Origin of the sequence: Polaribacter sp. L3A8 (assembly GCF_009796785.1) — a bacterium.
Taxonomy (GTDB): domain Bacteria; phylum Bacteroidota; class Bacteroidia; order Flavobacteriales; family Flavobacteriaceae; genus Polaribacter.
Genome location: NZ_CP047026.1, coordinates 3,928,078 through 3,949,479, shown reverse-complemented (window position 1 = coordinate 3,949,479; position 21,402 = coordinate 3,928,078). Strand labels below are relative to the sequence as shown.

The window sequence follows — 21,402 nt, the reverse complement described above, 5'->3', positions numbered from 1 at the left end:
CATGATATTTGAACCAATTAATTCAAATATATTCAATAATGAAAACAAAGTTTAAAGGATTTTTAACGCTACTATTAGCGTTTCTGATGCAAATATCTTTTGCACAAGAAAAAAAAGTTTCTGGGACGGTGTCAGATTCATCTGGTACACTACCTGGAGTAAGTGTAGCTATTAAAGGCACGAAAAATGGAACTCAAACTGATTTTAATGGAAAGTTCTCTATTAGTGTAAAACAAGGCGATGTCTTAAGTTTTAGCTATATAGGTTACAAAACAATAACTAAATCAGTTAATTCATCAAGTACTATTAACATAATACTTGAAGAAGACGAAAGTGTTTTAGACGAGATTGTTGTTACAGCTTTTGGTCAAAAACGACAAAAAAGATCTACGGGTTATGCAGCTACAATTATTAGCGCTGAAGAATTAACTAAAGTAACAACAAACAACCCTTTTGAATCTTTATCTGGAAAAATAGCAGGTGTTGATATTACTTCTCCATCACAACCTGGTTCTTCTACAAAAGTGATAATTCGTGGTTTTAGTACTATTAAAGGTTCAAATGCGCCTTTGTATATTGTTGATGGTTCTCCTATCAATAACTCTGCCAATGGTTCTACTTCTACAGATAGATCTTTTGACGGTGGTACAGGTATAAATGATATAGACCCAAATAACATCGCGTCAATAAACGTTTTAAAAGGATCTTCTGCTACTGCTCTTTATGGATCTAGAGGTTCTACAGGTGTAATTCTTATTACTACAAAAAGAGGTAAAACAAATTCAAAAGTAAAAGTTGACATCAATAGTTCTATGGAATTTGCTGAGGTTTCAAGAATCCCGCATTTACAGGATTCTTTTGGTCAAGGTTGGAATGGCTCTAATGCATCAGGATTACCGACAGGTGGAAGTGGTGCTTCTAATGAAAATGGGTCTTGGGGACCTGCCTATGATAACAAAGTAAGAGTTTGGGGGCAAATTGTAAATAATTCTCAACAATTAAAACCTTATTCTGCTTTACCTAATAATGTAAAAGATGTTTACAATATTGGAGAAACATATACTAACTCTATTCGTGTTAGCGGTGGTGGAGCAAATTCAGATTTTTCTTTAGGCTTTACAGATACAGATAGTGATGGGGTAATACCTACTGACGCAGACTCATACAAAAGAAAAGCATTGAGTTTTAATGGAGGTGTAGGAAACGAGAAATTTAAAATCCGTACTACTATTAACTTTATAAAAAAAGCACAAAATGCTACAAATACAGGGCAGGGAGATGACGCTGGTCAAGGAAAAATATTTATGCAAGAATTACTTCAGGTACCAAGAGATATAAGTATCGTTGATATGGAAGATCAAAGTAATATTTTTAACACAAATGATTGGTTTTATACTCCGTATGCACAAAATCCCTATTGGTCTTTAAATGAAAATTCAACAAAGATAAAAAGTAACAGGGTTTTTGGTAATGTAAATCTTTCATATAAATTAGCACCAAAATTAACTGCTACCTGGCAAATGAGTATGGATTTAACAAATCAAAAAGTAAAAAGCAATGGTGCAGTGGTAAAATATTCTGATGGGTCTGCTCAGGATCTTTTAGCTGTAAATGAAGTTGTTGGTGGTGTTTCTGAATCTCAAGTAGAGAGAATTGAATACGATACTTATGGAGTTATTAATTATGATAATGATATAAACGACGATTTAAATATTGCCGCTACACTTGGTGCTACTTTTAATCAAAGATCAACTGATTACCTTGGAGCATCAATTTCAATATTAGATATTCCAAATTATTATGAATTAAGTAATAGCGCTGTTCCTCCAGTAATTACTCAAAACAATACATTACGAAGAACTTATGGAGTTTTTGCATCTGCAACTGCATCCTATAAAAATCGTTTATTTTTAACTGCAACAGCAAGAAACGATTGGTCATCTACTCTTCCTGTAGAGAACAACTCATATTTTTACCCATCGGTTTCTTTAAGTGGTATTGTTATGGATGATACTGAATCTTTTCTAAAATTAAGAGGAGGTTTTGCGCAAGTTGCTAATGACACAGACCCATACAATACAGAATCAACTTTGGTGAAAGCTAATGCTGGTGCTTATTTTGGTAATATTACATTTCCAATAGATGGTGTAAATTCATTCGAATTAGCAGGGCAATTAGGTAACAACTCTCTTTTACCAGAAATAACAACTGAATATGAAGTTGGGTTAGAAGGAAGGTTCTTTAATAATAGAATAACAGTAGATGCAGCTTACTATGACAAACAAACAAAAGACTTGTTAATTGATAGATTATTACCTAGATCTACAGGTTATTCACAAGTAACTGGTAATTTTGCTGATGTATCAAACAAAGGTATAGAATTATTATTAAGTGGTTACCCTGTAAAAACAGAAGACTTTAGTTGGGAAATGACTTATACTTTTACAAAAAACAAAAACAAAGTTACAGATTTAAAAGGATCTGATAGATTAGCCATTAACAGTGCTTTTGGTACAACTTTTAATGCAGAAATAGGTAGACCACTGGGTGTATTTAGATTTGCAGGAGCTGCAACAACAGATTCAGGTCAAACTATAGTAAACCCTAGTACTGGATTTGCAGTTTTAGGAACTGAAGAACAAGAACTTGGAACATCTCAAAGAGACTTTGTAATGGGGTTACAAAACAGCTTTAAATACAAAAACTTTACGTTGTCTTTTAGTCTAGACTATAAACAAGGTGGTGTAATGTATTCTTATACAAATAGACTTCTTAACTTTACAGGAAGTGCAATTTCTACAACTTACAACGATCGTAATCCTTTTATTATACCAAACTCAGTTAATGATAATGGTGACGGAACTTATTCAGAAAACTCTACACCAGTAAGTTTTGGAGGAGTTACAGATTATTTTGGTACTGGAAGTAATCCTGCTGGAGAAACAAATCATACTATTGATAAAACCTTTGGTAGATTAAGAGATCTTTCTTTATCTTATAATTTCCCTAACTCTGTAATAGATGCAATTGGTGTATCAAGATTATCTGTAACATTCTACGGAAAAAATCTTGCCCTTTGGACACCAGACGACAATCCTTATGTTGACCCTGAAGTATCAACATATGGTAGTGATTTAAGGAGTGAATTCGGTGAGTTTGCAGGAAACCCTGCACAAAGAGCTTATGGTATGAGTCTTAAAGTATCTTTTTAATCAATTAAAAACAATAAAAATGAAAAATATAATTTATTCTCTATTAAGTTTATTAATCTTTTTCTCATCATGTGATGATCAGTTAGATATAAACAGAGACCCAGATTTACTTTCACCTGAGGGAGTTGAATTTGCAACAGAATTACCTGCAGGTATTGCTGGAATTGCTGGTGCTCAAGGTGCTGAATTAGCGATTATTGGAGGTATATGGTCACAATATTTTACTCAAAGTAATGCTGCAAACCAGTATAGAACAATTGATGCTTACCAAATTGGTTCTACCAATTTCAATGGTCCTTGGCATAATATGTATGATGCATTAGGTGATATTAGAAATATTAAAAGAAATGCTTTAGCTCAAGAAAACTGGAACTACTTTTTAATAACTACAGTTTTAGAATCTTATGCTTCTCAAATTTTAGCAGATTGGTATGATCAAATACCATATACAGAAGCAAATGATTTAAATAACTTTACGCCAATGTTTAATACTGGTGAAGAAGTGTATGATTTAATGATTGAAGATATAAATACTGCTTTATCTAAAGATCTAACTACATCAATAGGAAGCTTACCTGCAAAAGATGATTTTATTTTTGCTGGTGATATGGATAAGTGGGTTCAATTTGCAAACACTTTAAAACTAAAGATACTTCTTAGACAAAGTAAAGCTAGGTCAAGTGTTGCTTCAGAAGCTGCAACTTTGTCTAATTTTCTTAAAGAAGATGCTTCTATGCATAATTTCGTAGATTTACCATCTAACAGTAACCCTTTATATGAGTCAGATAGAAGACAGTTAAATGTTTCAACAAATCTAAGAGCAAGTGCAACAATGCATGAATACCTTTCAAATAACGGAGATCCAAGATTGAATTCATTTTATGGAGCTGGTGCTCCTTTAGCACAAGGAGATTATAGTAGTACAGCTTCACCTGTTAGTATCTCTGTTGTAGAATTAGCACCTACAACACCTGTGTATTTTATTAGTGAGGAAGAAAGTTTATTTTTACAAGCAGAAGCTAATTTAAGATACAAATCAGAGGCAAACACAAAAGCATTATACGATGCTGCTGTACTAGCCAATTTTAATAAATGGGGAATAGATGGTTCTTCTTATATTGCTACTGGAGGAGTTTATGCATACCCTTCAACAGGTACACTTGAACAAAAAATAGAAGCAATTATAACGCAAAAATGGATATCTTCATTTCCTGGTAATGGATTTGAGTCATTTTTTGAACACAACAGAACTGGATACCCAACAGGTTTTACTTATTCTGTAAATGGTGCAACAAATAATGTATTTCCTCAACGTTTAGAATTTCCAAATTCTGAAGTTATAAGAAATGTAAATACTCCAGAAATAGTTAAAATTACAATACCAGTTTGGTGGGCTAATTAATTAATTAATTAAATATTATAAAAATGAAAAAAATATCAATTTATACAACAATATTAGCCGTTGCCTTAATGTTTAATGCCTGCGTTGAGAATGATTCTGCTAACATTTCAGGAATCACAAACTTTGCTGTTTTTACATTATCAGGAGACCAGGAAGTTTTATTAAAAAATGGCACAGAATACTTAGAACCAGGAGCAACAGCTGAAGAGGCCGGTTCAGCCGTGGATGTAACAACAACCATATCAGCTGGACTTTATAGAGGACTACCATTTAGTAAAGATGTTTCAGATATCTATACTGTTTCTTATTCTGCAGTGAATCAAGATGGTTTTTTGGCTTCTGCAGGACGAACTGTGATAATTGCTGATTCTGGAGACCTTGTAAATGATCTTTCGGGTCTATACATCTCATCTGTTACAAGAAACGATGATGCACCTGATCAATATCAAAATATGAAATATGTAATGATTTGGAAAAAATCAGATGGTATCTACCAGATTTCAGACGGTATTGGTGCTTGGTACGAGTTAGGAAGAGTTCTTGGTACTGCTTATGGAGCACCGGGCGCTACAATTAAAGTAAATGGTCCAAATGATTTCTCAATAGCTAATAAAGACTTTGATGTAAAAACATTTGGTGGAGCCGCTGAAATGCTAGAGTTTAATGTTAACGCAGCTGCAAAAACTATTGATTTCAAAACTGACTGGAGAGATGGCGACTTTATTTTTGAAGTACATTTAGAGCAAGTTCAATTTTAATTAAAACAAAATATAAAATGAAAAATATAAAATTATTAAAAATCACATTTTTCTTAACTTTGATACTAGGATTTACATCTTGTGATGAAGGAGGAGACCCAGACCCAGGAGCTACATCTGTTGTTGAAATGGCTGGAGATTGGTTTGTACAACTTAATGGAACTGGAAGCTATTATCATCTTAGTACTTATAATACTGCTGCTGATAATGGAAAAGAAATGTGGATTGAAGATTTAGGTACATTTTGGGAATTTAAGGCAAAAACTCCTGTAAACACAAATGAATTAACTTTTGGTGGTTCTAATTTAGCTAGTAATTATGAAGGTTATGAAATAACAATAAATATAACTAACGCTACAATAAGCAAAGGAACAGCAACGACCTCTGGTGGTAATACTTCTGATGGAATTTCTTTAGATATAGAATTTTCTGACGATGCTGGAACAGTATACAAACTTGTAGGTTATAAAAGAACAGGGTTCTCTGAAGATGAACATTAAATAAATTATTTTGTTAAAACCACCTCTTTGCGAGGTGGTTTTTTTTTGTCCAATATTTTCAATATTTAACATACCTTTGCAGCATGACAGCAGAAACAACACCAACAACCAATATTTTTGGGATTAGAGCAATTATTGAAGCCATAGAAAGTGGTTCATCAATAAATAAAATATACTTACAAAAAGGATTAAGAGGAGAATTGTTTTATGAACTTAATAAATTAATTAAAACAAATAACCTTACTACAAGCATGGTGCCTGTTGAAAAATTAGATAGATTATCTAAAAACAGTAATCACCAAGGAGCTGTTGCACAAATATCACCTGTAGAATTTTACGATCTAGAAGAACTGATTGAAAAAACAGTAGAAAGCGGTAAAACACCTTTGTTTTTACTATTAGATCAAGTATCTGATGTACGTAATTTTGGTGCTATCATTAGAACTGCAGAATGTTCTGGAGTAAACGGAATTATTATTCAGAAAAATGGAAGTGCTCCCGTAAATGCAGAAACGATAAAAACATCAGCTGGTGCTGCTTTTAAAATTCCTATTTGTAAAGTAGATCACATTAAAGATGCCTTATTCTTATTACAAGCATCAGACATTAAAACAGTTGCGGCAACAGAAAAAACAGAAGATTCTGTATATGATGTTAATTTTAATCAACCAATAGCAATTGTTATGGGTTCTGAACATAGAGGTGTAAACCCTTCTATATTAAAAATGGTAGATTATAAGGCAAAGCTACCTTTATTAGGTGAAATAGCTTCTTTAAATGTTTCTGTAGCTTGTGGTGTTTTACTGTATGAAGCTGTAAGACAAAGAATTGTTGTGAGTAATTAGAGATAATTAAAAATATATTTAAAAAAAAGCTGTATATAAGTAATTATATGCAGCTTTTTGTATTTCTAAACTTATTTTAGAAAAGTAAGCTATATTAAAACTTTTGTTCTAGTTTTTTATCATCTAACTCCTCTCCTACTATTGGCGGAGCAAAATTTCCATGTTCATCAAATAAAGAATCGAATTCTGTTTCTATAAATTGATGCTCTTCTTTTACAATTCCTTTATTTCTATAAGCAATTGAAAAAATAAGCCCCATTACAAAACCAGATAAGTGTCCTTCCCAAGATATACCTTCTTTTACAGGAAACACATACCATATCATACTTCCGTAAAGAAAAATAATTATTAAAGATACAGCCACTAACCTATAGTGTCTTTTTATAATTCCACTAAAAAAAACAAAACTAAAAAGTAAATACACAATACCACTGGCTCCTATATGATAAGATTCTCTTGCAAAACACCAAGTTAGAAATCCTGTAAAGAAACCTCCAAAAAACAACACTTTATACGCTACATCTTTATAAAAATAAAAAACACTGCTTAAAAGCACGAATAAAGGGACAGAATTATTAAAAAGATGACTTGTATTGCTATGTATAAAATGTGTTAAAAAAACACCTCTAAAACCAACCAAAGTTCTAGGAAAAACTCCGTATTTATTAAAATTAAGATCAAACTGTATTTCAATCCAATAAATAAACCAAATTGCAAAAACATAAGCAACCGGAATTAAGAAAATTGATTTTGATATTTTTAACTGGGTATCCTCTTTCATCAGTCATAAAAATAACAAAAATCTAACCAATTTCGATTTTTACATTTTCTGTCAGAAATCTTTGTTATTTTTACTGAATGAATGAACCTTTGGCAGAAAGAATTAGACCTAAAACTCTAGAAGATTATATAAGTCAACAACATTTGGTTGGTAAAACGGGTGTTTTAACTAATTTAATAAAAAAAGGAATTATCCCTTCATTAATTTTATGGGGACCTCCAGGAATTGGAAAAACTACACTTGCCAATATTATTGCGACAGAATCTAAAAGACCCTTTTATACATTAAGTGCCATTAGCTCTGGTGTAAAAGATGTTAGAGAAGTAATAGAAAAAGCAAAAAAAAGTGGTGGGTTATTTACCGTTAAAAACCCTATTTTATTTATTGATGAAATTCATAGATTTAGTAAATCTCAACAAGATTCTCTTTTAGGAGCTGTAGAAAAAGGATGGGTAACTTTAATTGGCGCAACTACAGAAAACCCAAGTTTCGAAGTAATACCCGCCCTACTCTCGCGTTGCCAAGTTTATATCTTAAATTCTTTTGATAAAACTGATTTAATAGCACTTTTACATAGAGCTATGACAGAAGATGCACTTTTATCAACAAAAAAAATTACGTTAAAAGAAACAGATGCTTTGTTACAAGTTTCTGGTGGTGATGCTAGAAAACTATTAAATATTTTTGAGTTATTAGTATCTGTCGATGATGAAATTGAAATTACAAACGATTTAGTTTTATCTAAAGTTCAGAAAAATACGGTTAGATATGATAAAACAGGAGAACAACATTATGACATCATTTCTGCTTTTATAAAATCGATAAGAGGAAGTGACCCAAATGGTGCTGTATATTGGTTAGCTAGAATGATTGAAGGTGGAGAAGATGTAAAGTTTATAGCTAGAAGATTACTCATTTCGGCTTCTGAAGATATTGGAAATGCAAACCCTACTGCATTAATTTTAGCAAATAACACGTTTCAAGCAGTTGCCGTTGTTGGGTATCCAGAATCTAGAATCATTTTAAGTCAATGTGCTATTTATTTAGCCAATTCAGCAAAAAGCAACGCTTCTTATATGGCCATTAATGAAGCGCAAAGTTTGGTTCAAAAAACGGGCGATTTATCCATCCCTTTTCATTTAAGAAATGCGCCAACAAAATTAATGAAAGACTTAGATTATGGTAAGGATTATAAATACTCCCACAATTACCCTAATAACTTTATAGAGCAAGAATTTTTGCCTGATGAAATTTCTGGAACAAAACTATATGAACCAGGTAATAATGCAAGAGAAAATCAGTTTAGAGATGTCTTAAAAAACAGATGGAAAAATAACTACGACTATTAATAACTTTTTATAATAGTACTATTACTAGAAATATAATTACAAAGAAGCCCTAAATATAATTTAGGGCTATTGATAAATTTCTTGATGATAATCTAAAATTCTAAACCAAATTAAGCATAAAGCAGCATAAGTTTAGCCTTCTTAACCATAAAATTAATTAAAATTTAATAGCATATTGTTTTACCACTAAAGCGTCATTTTCATAATATTCTGCAATCCAGTTATTACCATTTTTATAAAGGATTCCGTTTTTATCTTTTAAAATAAAAACATCTTTAACCTTTGTTTTTAATAGCTGATAAACAACTGCCGGAGTTGTGTTTACTAACTGAAAACCGTTACTGATCTCTTGGCTATATAAAGTTTCTAAATTATTACTAGCTACAACTTTTTCTTGAGAGACAATTTCTTTTATAGGGGTAGTCATTACTTCTTTTACCACTTCTACTTCTACTGTTTTTACAACTCCCTCTTTTTTTATCGGCACATATTTGTACTCTAAACCGTCCATTGTTTCATAAGCATTTCTAATTGCCTCTTGATACGATTTTTTATAATCTTTCTCTTTGCTCTTACCTGTTTCAGAAACATATACTACAGTACCATAACAATCTTTTAATTCTATTTTACTTTTTACTGTAAACATGCTAGAATCATCAACAACATTTGCTGTTAAACCTTTACACCTGTTTAGTACAAAATCTTCCGGTAATTTTTCATTACTAAGAAAAACAACAAATCCTTTTTTCTCTAAAAGAAATTTAGTTAAAGAACTTGTCTGGTATTGATCTGCACTCTTTAAGAAATCGAAACGATCTGGTACAATTATATACTTATAATTATTAATATCTACTTGCTGACCAAACGCTGATATTATTATAAAAAACAAAAAACTGAATGCTATTTTTTTAATCATTTTAATTGAATATTAAATTAATTTCTAATTATAAAGAAATACTATTTGCAAACGCAATATCGTTAAATTGAGTAATATTATCAATTATTATACAATAATTAACTTTTATAATTGAGCTCTTAAATAGTATAAAATTAAAGATATTGTTTAATTTCTAAAAGAGAAGTAACTGATGTTACTAAGCTATTGCTTAATATTTTGTTATCAAAATTACAATGAATAGCTTGCATACCTGCATTTAAGGCTCCCTTTATGTCTGCATCTAAATTATCTCCAATCATTATTGAATTGTTTTTATTGGCTTTTGCAATATCTAAAGCATAATTAAACACTTTTAAATTCGGTTTTTTAACACCTACCGATTCTGATGTAATAATTTTATCAAAATAATGATAAATATTAGAGCTCTTCATTTTTTTATGCTGTACTTCATCAAAACCATTGGTAATGATATGCAACTGATATTTATCTTTTAAATAGTCTAAGATCTCAAAAGTCCCATCAAAAAGATGATTAAAATCAGGAAGGTATTCTAAATATTTAATAGCAATATCATCTATTAAATCATCTGAAACTTTATAATTTAAAGCGATAAAAGTATCTTTTAATCTCCCATACCTCAACTCATTTTTAGTTACTTTTTCTTCACTAAATAATTTCCAATATTGAAGATTTAAAGGTTTATAAACCTTTAAAAAGGTATCTACCTCTAAAGAAATATCATTTTTAATAAATATTTTCTGAAACGTTAAGTCAGAATTTTTTTCGAAATCCCATAAAGTGTGATCTAAATCAAAAAAGACGTGTTGTATATCCATCCGATAAAAGTATAAATTATTAATAATAAATAAGACTATTGTGCGTTATATTTGCAACCACCAAACTAACTTTTTTGAGCAATAAACTGAACGTTTTATTTTTATGTGGCTGGTATCCTTCTAGAGTTTTACCAACTAATGGAGACTTTATTCAAAGACATGCAGAAGCTGTTTCTTTAAAACATAACGTAACCGTTATCCATATTATTACTGATCAAAAAAATAAAAAAAACACAACATATACAAGTGAAGTTATTAATGGTATTGAAACTCATATAGCTTACCTAAAATACTCTAAAAACCCATTTAAAAAACTATTACTATTTATAAAAAGTTTTAATATTTTAATACAGAAAACGGCATCGATAGATATTATTCATCTTAATGAAATATTTCCTTTCGGTATATTTAGTTTGTATTTAAAATGGTTAAAAAAAATTCCATATATAATTTCGGAACATTACACCGGTTATTTAAAAAGTTCAAACACTAAAATTACTTTTTGGGAGAAGCAAATATCTAAACACATTGTAAGAAAATCTTTTGCTATTTGTCCAGTAAGTAACTATCTTTATAAAGATCTTAAGGATTTAGGTTTTAAAGGAAACTATGAGGTTATTCCTAATATTATTGACACAGAGTTATTTATCCCAAGCAAAAAAGAAGCCTCTTTTTTAAAATTAATACATATTTCTAGTCTAAAAGAAGAACACAAAAATATAAAAGGGATGTTACGTGTAGCAAAATCTTTAAGTAAAAAACTAGATTATTTTGAATGGAATTTTATTGGTAATAACGGTAATCAATACAAAGAATACATAAAAGAACTAGACATCAAAAATTGTAAAATTTCATTTTTAAAACATCAAAGTCATTCAGAAATTGTTCATCATTTGCAAAAAGCTTCCATTTGTATTTCTTTTAGTAATTATGAAACTTTTGGAATTGTAATTCCCGAGGCAATTGCTTGTGGAACTCCTGTTATATCGACAAATACAGGAATTGCTTTAGATTTTAAAAATGTACCTTTTTGCAAAATAATTCCAGTAAAAAATGAGGAGTTATTATTAAAGTCAATTCTAAATTATAAAACACTTTTTGCTGATTTAAACATTACCAATATGCATACATTTGTTAAACAACAATTTAATAAAAAAGTAATTTCTAATAAATTTTCTTTACTTTATTACAAATCATTAAAAAGATAGCTTGAATTTATTAAAAACATATATTTCAAATTTTTTAGGCAGAAAAGGAAGCTATGTTTTTCTAGCCACAGTATTTGCAAGATTATTCTCTTTCATTGCTTCTTGGTTGGCATTAAAATTAATTTCTAATAACGAGCTCGGCGTTGTACTTTTTGCTTACAATATTATTGTTTTCTTAATACCTATTAGTGGTCTGGGATTACACCAAAGTTTAATAAGATATGGTGCTTTATTAAAAGAAAAAGAAGAAAAAAACAGTCTGTTTTTATATGTTTTTAATAAAGGTATATTAGCTTCTATAGTTTTAATTGCACTTATAATCATTAGTAGTTTTTTCATCACTTTTAAATTTGAAAACACACAACTATATGTAATTATTTTATCATTTATAATTCTACCTTCTTTTATTTTTGAAATTATAAGAGCTCAATTTAGACTACAACATAACAATAAATCATTTGCTTACACAGAACTAACACATAGCATAATCATTTTATTCAGTGTGTTTTTATTGAGTTATTTCTTTAAAGAAACGGGATATGCAATAGCGCTTTTAATAACACCTTTACTAGCATCTCTCTTATTTATAAAGAAATTGAATATTGATTTTAAATCAAAAACAAAATTATCAATTACCAATTTTTCATTTTGGAGATACGGCTTTTTTGCAAGCTTGTCTAACGTGCTAACTCAATTACTTTTTGTAATTGATATTCTGTTAATTGGCCACTTATTAGAAGATACTGTAATGGTTACAAATTACAGATACATATCTCTAATTCCGTTTAGTTTACTCTTTTTACCACGCGTATTTATTGCTACTGATTTTGTTACTTTTACAGAAAACATTTACGATAAAAAGTACATTGTTAACTATATAAAAAGTTATATGTTATTCTTTTTGATAACAAGTTGCATAATGCTTTTATTTAGCTATTTATTTGCAGCACAAATTCTAACACTTCTTGATCCTAATTTTACACAATTTGTAGATACTTTTTTAATTCTGATGATAGGAATTACCGGAATTTATATTTTTAGAGGATTGTTCGGAAATCTACTGTCATCAATTGGTAAAGCACATATAAACTATTACATTGCTAGTGTTGCTCTTTTAATAAATGTGTGTAGTAATTATTATTTAATTCCTAAATATGGCATAAAAGGAGCTGCAATTACTTCTGCTATATTAATGTGGTTTACAGGAATTATCTCCTTATTTTGGTTTTGGTTTCTATACAAGAAACTACTTATTAAAAAAGCCTAAATTAAAAGGAAATTTCCGAGAAGTAAATTGTTGATATTCTTCAAACTTTGCTCCAAAACCTTTAAAGAAAATAGCCGTATTTGGTAAATTCCCTCCTTCGAAATCTAAAATAAAATTAGAATTTTCATTTCTTTTAATAATGCTTTTAATTAAAAAGCTGGCTGCTTGCAATTTCCTTCCTTCATCAATAAAGGCAGAAAAAAGATACGTAATTCTATTATTAGATTTTAAAAATAATCCACCACCAATTAATACATCATCTTTAAAAACACCAAGAACAAGTCCGTTGTTTGTTTTTAAAGTCGTTTTAGAAATCTCAGATAACTTTTTTGCAGAAAACCCCGGATAATTATAAAACTTGTTCTGAATATTTATTAAGGCTGCTATTGTAGTATTTTTAATGGACAAGTTCTTTTTTTCGCCAACTTTAACAGCATGTTTCCTTCCTTTAGAAAAGGATTTAAAAAGTGTTTCATAAGGCAGGTTTAATTCTAAAATATAGTTCTTCATAGAAACTATATTTTTAGAAGTTAAAGAATTATCAGCATTAAAATTAAGAGAAAACTTTACAAATTTGTCTGAAACAATTGTAATCATTTGTTCTTGTAAACTTTCAGTAATTTTTTCTATTGAAAAAACACCTAATTGTTGGCTAAATAATGGTTGCGCACAATACTTTATTCCGTATTTTTTCTTCCAAGGAATTGGCATTACAGCTTTATAATCATCTAAAACTAAAACACCCCAGTTTTCTGCAACAATATCTAAATACCAAGAAAATGCATAAATTCTAGATTGAATAGAATTTTCTATACAAGCATCATATTTTTCAACATCTAAATCTTTTCTTTTTATGTATTGAATCATTTTATGAAACGGCTATTTTAATCATAGATTCATACAATCTTTTCCAACCTTTCCATCGTAAATAATCACTTAAACTTTCATTATGAAATAGGGTGATAAAAGTTCCGTTAACAGCTTTTACTTCATTCTTTATATCTCTAATTCTACCCAAAGATTGTTTGGGTGTTAGTTTCATATAATCATTTAAAGTAGTATCCATTAAAGCAAAAGGAAATACTTTTAATGGTGTTTGAATTTCAAAATCTAAATCGTAAAAATAGAATGGTGTACAGGTGCTTGCTCTAAAACCTACATTACTTGCGTATCCCATAGAATAATCTTCTTCTACTTCTAAATCTATTAAATTTTGATAGGTATCTGGTAAACTAAATCGTAAATAATGTTGTCTAGATCTTTGAATTGGCGAATTGATAATTTCTTCTAACCTAAGTTTTTCTTTTTTTAATAACGGTGCATTATTCATGGTAAAATAAGAAGGATGTAAACCAACTTTTGCATAATCTACCATTTCTTTAATAAGTAATCTGTATTTTCTTTTTGATGCAGAAACATTGGTATCAAAAGTGGTATAATCACCTATTAAAAAGAAGAAAATAGTTTTAATTTTTTGTTCTTTTCTAACTTTTAAAATTCTTTGAAAAGTATCAAAAGGATCATTTTTTATGTTGAAGGTAACTGCAAACCGATTCCAAACATTAAAGAGCTTAAATTGTACTAAATCATTTAAAAAGCCACCTACACTTCTTACTAAACTTTTATATTTATAAGCGTAAGCATTGTCTATATCTACTGTAGAAATAAACTCGTATTTGCGTTTTTTATATTTATATTCTGGAAACTTTTCTTTTAAAGCTTCCAACAATTTATACGCCCAAATATCCACTACTGGCTTTTCTAAAAATCGATATTTGTACGCTAAACTTTGATCTGCTGTATAACGACCATGAACGTCTTTAACATGCGGTAAATATTCTTCATATCTAGTAATTAAATAAAAACTTGCTGCAAAAACATCAAAAGGAATAGAAGACTTAGGCCCTGCCTTAAAAAAACAAGGAACTTCATCCCATTTTTGAATAGAAATTTCCATATCATTAACACCTTGCTCAAAAAGTAAGCTGTTACTTTTTACAAAAAACTCATTTCCTAAAGGTGTTTTTGTATAGGTCATTTTAGGACCATTAAAAGCAACAAACTCTTCAATCTTAGAAGTAAAATCTACGGAAATTAATAAAGTTCGTGTAAGAATATGCTTAAAAACATAGCGAATTCTTGGTGTAATTTTATGTGTATAAATTAATATCATTTTTTGTTTACGTTAGCAGTAGTCATTTTGTAATATTCAGTATAGTACTAACTGAAAACTGAGGGCTACAAATGCCCCTCATCTGCAAAGCTAAAATACGCTTTTTCGGTAATTATTAAATGATCTAGCAGCTTTATATCTAAAGTGTTTCCGGCTTCTTTTATTTTTTGAGTGAGTTGCTTATCAGCATTACTAGGTTGTAATTTTCCTGACGGATGATTATGACATACAATCATTGCCACAGACGCCAATTCTAACGCTCTCTTAAACAATAACCTTACATCTACCACTGTAGCGGTTAAACCACCTTTACTTATCTGGCTTTTTGCCAAAACTTTGTTAGAATTATTTAAAAACAGCACCCAAAATTCTTCGTGTTCTAAATCTCCAATAACGGGTTGCATTAAACTAAAACCATCTTTACTACAGGTAATCTTTGGTTTCTCTAAAGCTATTTCTAACTGTCTTCTTTTTCCTAACTCTAAAGCAGTAATAATAGCAATTGCCTTGGCTTCTCCAATACCTTTAAACGTAGTCAGTTTTTCTACAGTTAGTTTTGCTAACTCATTAATGTTTCCATCAACAGATTGTAAAATTCTTTTTGATAATGCAACGGCACTTTCTTGTCTATTGCCAGAACCAATAAGAATAGCTATTAATTCTGCATCAGAAAGTACAGACTTCCCTTTTGCTAACAGTTTTTCTCTTGGCCGATCGTCTAAAGCCCAAGATTTAATAGTTAACTTTTCCATTTTCTTTTTTTATAAAAATACAAAAATGAAATTAACTTAACTTTTAGGTATCTTAGAGTGCTTTAACGTTTAATACCCTAAACTATCTTAGTGTAATTATAATTGATTTAAAAAATTTGGATACTGTTGGTTGTTTGGGTACAATTCAATTAATCTCTTTACAATATTTTTTGCTTTTTCTTTTTGATTAGATTTAGAATATAAATAAGCTAACGCATACAATAAACCTTCATTTGTAGCTTCTACTTTAAGACCAGAAATCAATGTTTTTTCACCGTTTTTATAATCTTGTTTTTTATCATATAATAACCCCAAATTATAGTAAACACGAATATTTTCTGGCATTATTATAATTGCTTTTTTAAGTTGAACAATGGCTTCGTCTACTCTATTTAACTCTGCATACATTAGAGCTAAAGAATAATAAACAGGTCCATAAGTAGGTTCTTGTTCAATAACAGTTGTAAATGCCTCTTCTGCTTTTTTATATTCTTTATTATTATAATATAAGGTTGCTAAATTTAAACGAATTTGATTGTTAATATTATCAATAGCCAAGGCACTTTCAAAACTTTCTATTGCTTTTGTTATGTTTCCTTGTTTTAAATAATAATCTCCTTTTTTCATCCTTGTGCCTACAAAATCTGCATTTGTTTTTAAATGTAGATAAAACTCTTTCTTTACTTTTGCATAACTTTCTTTGTAAACTTCAGGAATATCAGTTTCAGCAACACCTCCTAATCCATAAAAAGTTTTTATTCTAATACTTCTTTTAGGGTCTTCTAATAACGGTAAAAAATAAGACGTATAATTCGTTGTATTCATACTACTTAAAACATCTACACTTGCTCCTCTCACTAAAGCAGAATCATCATTTAGAAGAGATATATAATCTTGTACAAAATTTTGTGCATTATAATTTGAAAGCACTTTTGTTGCTGATGCTCTTACAATTTCAGGTTGATGTTTATCGTACATCAATTCAATTAATCCTACATGTCCATTAGGTTGCATGGTAATTCCTGGTGCTAATTTCTCTGAATAATGAATAGAATCTACTTCTCCAAATAATTTTTTAAAGCTTTTTGCCGCCCAAACATCATCTTTATCTTTATGACAACCTGCACAAGCATTTGGAGTACCGTATTTTACACTTAAATCTGGTCTAGGTATTCTAAAACTATGATCTCTTCTAAAATCATTCCCCATATAAAATCTACCTGGCATATGACAATTTATACATTTTGCTCCCTCTGTATTTGGTTGATGAAAGTGATGTTCTGGTGTATCAAACTTTTCTGGAGCATGGCATTGGGCACACAGCTTATTTCCATCAAACTTTAGTTTTAATGTGTGTGCATCATGGCAATTGGTACAGGTAACATTATTTTGATACATTTTACTTTGTAAAAAAGAACCATATACATAATCTTCATCTAAAATTTGTCCGTCTGCTTGGTACAATCTTTCTTCTAAAAGTTGCGGATAATAATGATCTAGCAGTGTTCCTTCAAAATTAAAAAACTCAGAAAACTGCTCTCTTCTCATGTGACAACGCGCACATTCATCTACCAATTCTCTCGGAGTTGTACTTGTAGTCATTTGAAAAGTTCCGCTTGCAACATATTTTTCGCCAAGCTTCTCAACATCAGAAATATGTTGTTTTCCTGGACCATGACACGCTTCACAGTTTACATTAATAATTGCAAATTTAGTATTGTAGCTATGTGTTTTTTCATCGTAATTTTTACGAACATTAGTAGAATGACAATCAGAACACATGTTATTCCAATTTAAACCACCTCTAGACCAATGCAACCATTCTGAATGTACAACTTTGAAATCTGGATACAGATCGAACCATTTATTTTTAACAGAATCCCAAGCGGTTCTTAAACATTGATAATGACCATTAGGAAATTGAACAATATATTGTTGTAAAGGAGTGACCCCAAAAGTATATACAATTTTATAATTATGGTTTTTACCATCTGGACCATCAGTATTTACATAAAAATCTTTTCCTTTTTTATAAAAGCGAGAAGTTACACCTTGACTTGTAAATTTTTGATTGTTAAAATCAGCTAAAACAGAAATACTGTCTGCAAGATCCATTGCTTTATCATGATCAGAACCTTTCCATTTTTTAAATTGATCTTGATGGCATTCTTTACATTTTTGATCTCCTAAAAAGTGACTATCTGGAATCATTTCACCAGAAATAAAAACACCTTTATCCTTTTCAACTTCTTTGTATTCTACCTTTTTATCACAAGAAAAAAAAGTAAAAATCAAAAACTGAAAAACAAAAAATAAGCTTATTTTAAAAAAGATAAGAGCGTATATGTCTTTTAATTTCACAAAAGAAGTTTTATAGATTATAACAGTAAAACTAAAGTTTCTATTTTCTATAAAAAAAGATATTTATCATCTTTTTATAGAAAATAATAAAAACTTGAATTCTGAATAAAACTGAATATTTTAGTAAAATTATCATTTACACGGAAACTCTTTATATCTTTGCCCCTTATTACTATATTTAGCATATGAAAATTATCATAGCTGGTGCTGGAGACGTTGGTTTTCACTTAGCTAAACTTCTTTCTTACGAATCTCAAGATACGTATATCATCGATTTTGATGGTGAAAAACTAGAATACCTAAACAGTCATTTAGACGTTATTACAAAAAAAGGGGATGCCACTTCTATTAAGTTATTAAAAGAAATTGGTATTGACACTGCAGATTTATTAATTGCCGTTACAGATAGCCAAAACACAAATTTTACAATTTCTGTTATTGGAAAATCTTTGGGAGTAAAAAAGACAATTGCAAGAATAGACAATCCAGAATTTTTAAATAATTGCGAAGTAGATTTTAAACAGTTTGGTTTAGATTTTATGATTTCTCCACAGGAGTTAGCTGCCAATGAAATTAAAATGCTGTTAAACCAGTCTTCTTTTAATGACACCGTTGCTTTTGAAAGTGGTCTTTTTAATGTTATGGGAACTCCGTTAACTTATAAGTCACAAATTTTAGATTTAACGGTACAAGAAGCTAAAGAAAAGTTTTCTAATGTAGACTTTATAACCATTGCAATTAAAAGGCAGGGTGTTACACAAACCATTATACCGAGAGGAGATACTACGTATCAATTAGATGATCAAGTATATTTTTGCGTACCAAACCATAGCATGAAAGATCTTTACCCTATTATTGGTAAAACTCAATTAAACATTAAAAACGTAATGATTCTGGGTGGTAGTAGTATTGGTGAAAAAACAGCTCGTAACCTTTGTAAAGATAATTTTAAAGTAAAATTAATTGAAAAAAACAAGGAGAAAGCAGAGTTACTAGCAGAACAACTTAGTGATACTTTAGTTATTAATGGTGATGGTAGGGACTTAGAGCTTCTAGAAGAGGAGAATATTAGAGCAACAGACGCTTTTATTGCAGTAACAGGGAATTCTGAAACTAATATTATGTCTTGTTTGGTAGCAAAATCTAAAGGGGTTAAAAAGACAATTGCTTTGGTAGAAAACATGGATTATATTGATATTTCTCAAACTATTGGAATTCAATCTTTAATCAATAAAAAATTAATTGCTGCTAGTAATATTTTTAGACATATTAGACAAGGAGAAATTGTAGCCTTAGCTAATTTACATAATATTGATGCAGAAGTTTTTGAATTTGAAGTTCAAGAAGGTGCAAAAGTATCTGCACGTCCTATTAAAAAATTAAAATTTCCAAGAGAAGCTGTTTTTGGTGGTATTATTAGAGACGGAAAAGCACTGATGCCAGAAGGAGACATACAAATTAGAACTGGTGATAAAGTAATTGTATTCTGTTTACCAGAATCTGTAAGTACTGTAGAAAGATTATTTAAATAACAAATGAGTACTTTAAACACTAAAATTATATTTCGCTTTTTAGGTATTACTGCAATTTTAAACGGTTGTTTTATGTTTATTGCCTATCCTTTTAGCGTTTATCATAATGAAGATGCCAAATGGGGAATTTTAGCGGCCGGAACAGTAACTATAATTATTGGTCTACTTCTATATTTTTTAAATAAACCTAAAAGCACCAATATTCAAAAAAAAGAAGGGTATTTAATTGTAACTTTAGGATGGTTAACACTATCTATTACAGGTATGTTACCTTATTTACTTTCTGAAACGATACCAAGTATAGCAGACGCTTTTTTCGAAACAATATCTGGCTACTCAACAACAGGTTCTTCCATTTTAATAGACATAGAGGCCATGCCTAAAGGAATTTTATTTTGGCGAAGTGCAACGCATTGGATTGGAGGAATGGGAATTATAGTACTTACAATTGCTATTCTACCTCTTTTAGGTATTGGAGGAATGCAGCTTTTTATGGCAGAAGCTCCTGGCCCATCTGCAGATAAATTACACCCACGAATTACAGATACTGCCAAACGTTTATATTTAATATACATAACCCTAACCTTTGCTCAGTTCTTTTTATTAAAATTTGCTGGTATGACTTGGTTTGATGCTATTAATCATGCAATGGCAACAATGAGTACAGGTGGTTTTTCTACAAAAAACAACAGTGTTGCCTTTTATAATAACTTACCATTAGTACAATACATTATTATCTTTTTTATGTTTGTAGCAGGTACAAACTTCGTGCTAACTTACTTTGCATTAAAAGGAAAGGTTAAAAAAGTTTTTGAAAGCGAAGAGTTTAAATATTATTTTTGGGGAACAGTTGGTGTTTCTGCAATAATAGCAGTTATAATTATCTTTTTTCAAGATCCAAATTTACAAACAACCATTGCACACCCAATGATTTTTGGTAAAGTAGAAAGTGCTATTAGACATTCTCTTTTTATGGTGATATCTGTAGTAACTACAACCGGATTTGTTTCTGCAGATTTTACAATGTGGAACTTTTTAGCTACTGGTATTTTCTTTGCGTTATTTTTTACTGGTGGTTCTGCAGGATCTACAAGTGGTGGTATTAAAATAGTAAGACATATAGTAATGTTAAAAAATAGCTTTTTAGAATTTAAAAAAGCATTACATCCTAACGCTATTATACCTGTAAGGTTAGACGGAAAATCGGTACCACATACAATTGTATTTAACATCCTTTCTTTCTTTATTATTTACATGCTTATTTTTATTTTAGCCTCTGTAATACTTACTCTTTTTGGATTAGATTTTATGTCTGCTTTAGGTGCAGCAGCATCTTCTTTAGGAAACATCGGTCCTGCAATTGGCTCTGTAAGTCCTGTAGATAATTACGCTCATTTATCTGATGCTGCCAAATGGTTTTGTTCTTTTTTAATGTTAATTGGGCGTTTAGAACTTTTTACTGTCCTTATTTTATTTACTCCATTCTTTTGGAGAAAAAATTAAGACTACTACTTCACAAAAATTACAC

The 21,402-nt window shown here is 29.9% G+C and carries 17 protein-coding genes; 10 read left to right on the top strand and 7 right to left on the bottom strand.

Annotated elements, in window-relative coordinates; all coding sequences use genetic code 11:
- The first annotated feature begins 38 nt into the window (after positions 1–38).
- The 5 genes from GQR92_RS16375 to rlmB all read left to right on the top strand — a co-directional run bounded on the left by GQR92_RS16375 (position 39) and on the right by rlmB (position 6,717).
- Positions 39–3,212, top strand: a complete 3,174-nt coding sequence (locus tag GQR92_RS16375) for a SusC/RagA family TonB-linked outer membrane protein (RefSeq protein ID WP_158841410.1) — start codon at positions 39–41, stop codon at positions 3,210–3,212.
- Positions 3,213–3,231: 19 nt separating this feature from the next.
- Positions 3,232–4,614: a SusD/RagB family nutrient-binding outer membrane lipoprotein gene (locus tag GQR92_RS16370; RefSeq protein ID WP_158841408.1), complete on the top strand. Its 1,383-nt coding sequence runs from the start codon at positions 3,232–3,234 to the stop codon at positions 4,612–4,614.
- Positions 4,615–4,637: 23 nt separating this feature from the next.
- The gene (locus GQR92_RS16365; protein ID WP_158841406.1) at positions 4,638–5,372 is read left to right on the top strand and encodes a BT_2262 family domain-containing protein; all 735 of its coding nucleotides are present in this window, start codon (positions 4,638–4,640) and stop codon (positions 5,370–5,372) included.
- A 17-nt stretch (positions 5,373–5,389) separates the two neighbouring features.
- A complete protein-coding gene (locus tag GQR92_RS16360) occupies positions 5,390–5,872 on the top strand; it encodes a lipid-binding protein (RefSeq protein ID WP_158841404.1) in 483 nt (160 codons plus the stop codon).
- An 83-nt stretch (positions 5,873–5,955) separates the two neighbouring features.
- Positions 5,956–6,717 carry a 23S rRNA (guanosine(2251)-2'-O)-methyltransferase RlmB gene (gene rlmB / locus GQR92_RS16355; protein ID WP_158841402.1) on the top strand — a complete coding sequence of 254 codons (762 nt, stop codon included), beginning with the start codon at positions 5,956–5,958 and terminating at the stop codon, positions 6,715–6,717.
- Between the two features lie 94 nt (positions 6,718–6,811).
- Here the strand turns inward: rlmB and GQR92_RS16350 are convergent, their stop codons facing one another.
- The gene (locus GQR92_RS16350; RefSeq protein WP_158841399.1) at positions 6,812–7,498 is read right to left on the bottom strand and encodes a rhomboid family intramembrane serine protease; all 687 of its coding nucleotides are present in this window, start codon (positions 7,496–7,498) and stop codon (positions 6,812–6,814) included.
- A gap of 77 nt (positions 7,499–7,575) precedes the next feature.
- On the opposite strand from GQR92_RS16350, the gene GQR92_RS16345 reads away from it, so the two are divergent.
- Entirely contained in the window at positions 7,576–8,847 is a 1,272-nt protein-coding gene (locus tag GQR92_RS16345) for a replication-associated recombination protein A (RefSeq protein WP_158841397.1), read from the top strand.
- Between the two features lie 157 nt (positions 8,848–9,004).
- Here GQR92_RS16345 and GQR92_RS16340 read toward each other — a convergent pair whose 3' ends face one another.
- A complete protein-coding gene (locus GQR92_RS16340) occupies positions 9,005–9,763 on the bottom strand; it encodes a hypothetical protein (RefSeq protein WP_158841395.1) in 759 nt (252 codons plus the stop codon).
- Positions 9,764–9,897: 134 nt separating this feature from the next.
- Positions 9,898–10,581: a YjjG family noncanonical pyrimidine nucleotidase gene (locus tag GQR92_RS16335; protein WP_158841393.1), complete on the bottom strand. Its 684-nt coding sequence runs from the start codon at positions 10,579–10,581 to the stop codon at positions 9,898–9,900.
- A gap of 74 nt (positions 10,582–10,655) precedes the next feature.
- On the opposite strand from GQR92_RS16335, the gene GQR92_RS16330 reads away from it, so the two are divergent.
- Positions 10,656–11,789 (top strand): glycosyltransferase family 4 protein, encoded by a 1,134-nt coding sequence (locus GQR92_RS16330; RefSeq protein ID WP_158841391.1) that lies wholly within the window; start codon positions 10,656–10,658, stop codon positions 11,787–11,789.
- 1 nt (position 11,790) lies between these two features.
- Positions 11,791–13,056: an oligosaccharide flippase family protein gene (locus GQR92_RS16325; RefSeq protein ID WP_158841389.1), complete on the top strand. Its 1,266-nt coding sequence runs from the start codon at positions 11,791–11,793 to the stop codon at positions 13,054–13,056.
- On the opposite strand, the gene GQR92_RS16320 is transcribed toward GQR92_RS16325, so the two are convergent.
- The 4 genes from GQR92_RS16320 to GQR92_RS16305 all read right to left on the bottom strand — a co-directional run bounded on the left by GQR92_RS16320 (position 13,036) and on the right by GQR92_RS16305 (position 18,342).
- Positions 13,036–13,923 carry a hypothetical protein gene (locus GQR92_RS16320; RefSeq protein WP_158841387.1) on the bottom strand — a complete coding sequence of 296 codons (888 nt, stop codon included), beginning with the start codon at positions 13,921–13,923 and terminating at the stop codon, positions 13,036–13,038. The two genes, GQR92_RS16325 and GQR92_RS16320, sit on opposite strands and share 21 nt — an antisense overlap.
- Before the next feature lies 1 nt (position 13,924).
- A complete protein-coding gene (locus tag GQR92_RS16315) occupies positions 13,925–15,229 on the bottom strand; it encodes a polysaccharide deacetylase family protein (RefSeq protein ID WP_158841385.1) in 1,305 nt (434 codons plus the stop codon).
- Positions 15,230–15,294: 65 nt separating this feature from the next.
- Positions 15,295–15,981, bottom strand: coding sequence for a RadC family protein (gene radC, locus GQR92_RS16310; protein ID WP_158841383.1), 687 nt, complete (start codon positions 15,979–15,981; stop codon positions 15,295–15,297).
- Between the two features lie 96 nt (positions 15,982–16,077).
- Positions 16,078–18,342: a tetratricopeptide repeat protein gene (locus GQR92_RS16305; RefSeq protein ID WP_233269895.1), complete on the bottom strand. Its 2,265-nt coding sequence runs from the start codon at positions 18,340–18,342 to the stop codon at positions 16,078–16,080.
- A gap of 185 nt (positions 18,343–18,527) precedes the next feature.
- On the opposite strand from GQR92_RS16305, the gene trkA reads away from it, so the two are divergent.
- Both trkA and GQR92_RS16295 read left to right on the top strand, forming a co-directional pair.
- A complete protein-coding gene (trkA, locus tag GQR92_RS16300) occupies positions 18,528–19,874 on the top strand; it encodes a Trk system potassium transporter TrkA (protein ID WP_158841381.1) in 1,347 nt (448 codons plus the stop codon).
- A 3-nt stretch (positions 19,875–19,877) separates the two neighbouring features.
- Positions 19,878–21,377: a TrkH family potassium uptake protein gene (locus GQR92_RS16295; RefSeq protein WP_158841379.1), complete on the top strand. Its 1,500-nt coding sequence runs from the start codon at positions 19,878–19,880 to the stop codon at positions 21,375–21,377.
- The last annotated feature ends 25 nt before the right edge of the window (positions 21,378–21,402 follow it).